Annotated in this window: 5 protein-coding genes; all 5 read right to left on the reverse strand. The window is 39.8% G+C overall.

Annotated features, from left to right (window positions below):
* A partial coding sequence (locus O3C63_09520; GenBank protein MDA0773161.1) for a hypothetical protein occupies window positions 1–431 on the reverse strand: 431 nt, incomplete at its 3' end.
* A gap of 62 nt (window positions 432–493) precedes the next feature.
* On the reverse strand, window positions 494–1,504 hold the full coding sequence (locus O3C63_09525; GenBank protein MDA0773162.1) for a hypothetical protein: 1,011 nt from the start codon (window positions 1,502–1,504) through the stop codon (window positions 494–496).
* A gap of 110 nt (window positions 1,505–1,614) precedes the next feature.
* Window positions 1,615–2,289: a 7-carboxy-7-deazaguanine synthase QueE gene (locus tag O3C63_09530; protein ID MDA0773163.1), complete on the reverse strand. Its 675-nt coding sequence runs from the start codon at window positions 2,287–2,289 to the stop codon at window positions 1,615–1,617.
* 4 nt (window positions 2,290–2,293) lie between these two features.
* Window positions 2,294–3,079 (reverse strand): 7-cyano-7-deazaguanine synthase QueC, encoded by a 786-nt coding sequence (gene queC, locus O3C63_09535; GenBank protein ID MDA0773164.1) that lies wholly within the window; start codon window positions 3,077–3,079, stop codon window positions 2,294–2,296.
* Window positions 3,076–3,515 (reverse strand): preQ(1) synthase (gene queF, locus O3C63_09540; GenBank protein MDA0773165.1); only part of this gene is annotated, 440 nt, incomplete at its 5' end. The genes queC and queF, both read right to left, overlap by 4 nt.

The following is a 3,515-nucleotide window of genomic DNA, read 5'->3' on the forward strand; positions in this document are numbered from 1 at the left end:
GCTTGTTGAATAAATATTTTTTGATCCTTGGTGTTTAATTCTTTAGCACCGGAATAAGCAATAGTCGGATCATTTAATACACTTGCAATATGCTGCGCGAATGGAGCCCGCCTGGCTTCTTCACTGATTTTGCTCAAATCAATCTCCGAAGTTTTTGAATCTCGAATATCAAAGATCTTAGCTACTGCTGTATCAAAGGCGACTACTAGACCATTGTCAGAAGTCATCGCCACAAAAGTAGATTTGGCAGCTTTTAAAATAGCTTCTCGATCAATAGCCACACCTTGCTGGGCACCTAACTTAAAAACATCGCCTAAATAATTGACGAAGTTGTTTACTGTATCAGTATTTATCTGCTTGCCATTGCGGGTAACAAAGGCTTGCTTTGACGCATTCTCAATCAAACTTGCTAATAGTGGTAATGTACTCATAATTAAATAGCTAAAGCTACTACCTTATATAAAGAATCTTGCTTTGGTTTTTTGATAGTTAATTAAGTTGCTTGAGTAGTTTGTGCTTGAGCCTCTGGAGCTCTTGCGTTAGGTCGCATCATAGAGCCAGTGATTGCCGCTGTAACAATTGGACCGATATTGCTATGTACTTGAGCTAGTAAGAAATTGAATGGTGCACCAATACCAAATGGTAGACTAGCGAACATCTTCGCGAGTGGATTAGAGACCATTGCCACTAAACCCAAAAGCAATCCCTTATGGTTAAGTATAAGATCCATCATCTTGTGTTGCTCTTCTTTACTAGCTGTACCATCACTAGTTTTCATCACGGTATCGATGCTATCTGTGAAAGCATTTATGTCAGCTCGATTAATCTTGATAGCATTCTCTAAGTTATTGAAATTGACAACTTCGCGTATAAATCTAAGTCCAATAAAATCACTGATTTCTTTTTGATTAGTAAGTTGTCCTTGCTTCTGAGCAAGTTCTACTTCTTTTAAAATTGGTTGCAAAATATTGGCTAGTTTAAATTGAGCTTCTTCACTCGGTTTATCACTATCTGGTGTCGCTAATTTAGTTAGGTCTAAAGCATCAAGTGCGTCTTTAACCATACCTAACTTTGGTGCCAAAAGCTTGAGAGCTTCTGCCATTGCTTCGACACTGTTATCTCCCTGGTTTTCAACTTTATCTGTAACATCTATGCTAGTAGCTGAGGTCGCTGCTTTCTCTACCGTCTTAGCAAAGGCTGTCCCAAGTTCTTTTAGCTCATTCTGTTGATCGGTATTAAAATCAGCACTTCTTACCAATGCCTTATATGCGCCAATATAAGTCTTCTTAGTAGAATCTTGTCGTGCCTCAAAAATTGATTGAGCATAATCTAAAACTTGTTTAACTTGATCTAGATTGTCAAAGTCAAGGTTGCCTGTCGAAGCAATGAAATCAAAAATCGCCTTAAAGGCTTTTTGCGCAGCATCATTTAAAGCCTTCTCTTTAATAAAAGTGGTTACCAATTCTGGTTGTATTCTTATTGGTGTTAGTGCAACTTCAGACATAACTACATATATACAAACCCTCAAAAACCAAGGATTTTATAGTGAATTTACTGAAATTAAGCATTAAATATACCCCACTGGGGTATATTTTCACATACCAACAATTAAATCTAATAAACCCCAAGCTGCTTATGCAACTGAAAACCCATCCTAAAATGTCCAGGATATTGTTTACAAAGCTCTAGTACTTGCTCTTTGGTAGTTTCTTGGTTGTACCAATCAGGTACTAAAAAAATAGGACATGAGTTGTTTGCTTCTTTGAGCTTCGGTAAAACCTGTTGCAGTAAGTATTGCTCAGCTTCTTGGTTTGCAATGACAAACTTGAGCTCATCGGCTCGTGACCAAATGCGCTGATCTTGAATTGAAGAGCTTTTGGAGTAGACCTCCTTAGGACTAAAGGTCACAAACAAATCTTCATTATCAAGAATCTCTTGTGTGTATTCTCCGGTTCCAGCAGTTTCAACGGCAACTTCGTATGACTTTGCTTGAAGGGCTTTGATGAGCTTGGCGACAGGCTGCTCAGTTGGTTCACCGCCGGTAATCACAACTCGTTTGAGCAGCGAGTTCATAATCTCTAGTTGATCAATGATCTCATCAGTCTCTGCTTCAATTGAATTATTCTCGCGATTAACCCAAGTCTCTTTTTCATCACAAAAAAAACAATGAACTCTACATCCCTGCAAACGAATAAAGAAAGAGGGAACTCCAGTATGCACGCCTTCTCCTTGAATAGTCTCAACTATCTCTGGCTGGGTTTCTGTGCTTTGGTGAAGGATGAATGTCATCAGCTTAAATTCTAACATCCGTCTTCGTTACACTACGACGCGACTCGTCCGTCTTCGACATACTAAGACGCGACTCGTCCGTCTTCGACATACTAAGACGCGACAGGTTTTGCAGCAAGGGATCTTCAACCCCAGCTTCCCTAAAACCTCTCTCCCTCAATAAACAAGCATGGCAAAAGCCACAAGGAGGATAAACGCCATCATAACAAGTATGAGAATGAGCAAGCGCCGACAGGCAGTCTTGCCCAAGCTCAGCGGCGAGCTTGACAGTCTCTGCCTTGGTTAAATCCATCAAAGGCGTATGAATTACTAGCCCATCATCAGTACCAAACAAACCTTGATTGAGCGATTTCTGGGTGGCATCAATAAAATCTTGACGACAATCATAGTAGCCAGCAAAGTCAGCTTCGCAAACTCCAATCACTATATGCTTAGCTCCGTGATGCACAGCGATATTAGCTGCAATAATTAAAAACAATATATTTCTACCCGGCACAAAAGTCGGTTGAACACCATCAGCAAACTGATCTATAGAATCATACTTATCAAGTGCTTGATTCTTGTCTACAAGCGGACTTGTTGAGCGTAGAATATCAGGAATGGTGACTAAATCAAACTCGGTTCCTGCAAGCTCACAAATACGCTTGGCTGCTTCAAGTTCGATTTTGTGTTTTTGCCCGTAGTCAAAAGTTACTGTCTTAATATCTGCCCACTTGGACTTGGCCCAGTACAAACAAGTTGTCGAGTCTTGACCACCAGAGAAAACAATTAATGCTTTATCGTCATTCATCCTATCTCTCCAGAAATAGCCAAGTCAGAATAAAGATCAAGATCACCAAGCTGAACAACTGGTTTAATAGCAATGCCACCACGCGGCATAAAATCACCGACTACTTTGATATATTTGGCATTAATTGCATTGTTTAAATCACGAGCGATTTTGTTAATCACAAACTCATGAAAGATTCCATGATTGCGATAACTAAACAAATAAAGCTTGAGTGCTTTTGACTCTACTAAAGAATCACCTGGAATGTAAGAAATATAAATCTTGGCAAAATCTGGCTGTCCTGTCTTCGGGCACAGACAAGTGAACTCATGACAATCAAGATTGACGATATAGTCTTGATCTTTCCATTGGTTATCAATAGCTTCAAGTTTGGCTTGGTCAGGATCCTGCGGATAAACGGTCTCTGAAGAACCCAAGAGTGTGAGATTATCGGTCA

It is taken from the genome of Cyanobacteriota bacterium (genome assembly GCA_027618255.1).
In the GTDB taxonomy this organism is placed as follows: domain Bacteria; phylum Cyanobacteriota; class Vampirovibrionia; order LMEP-6097; family LMEP-6097; genus JABHOV01.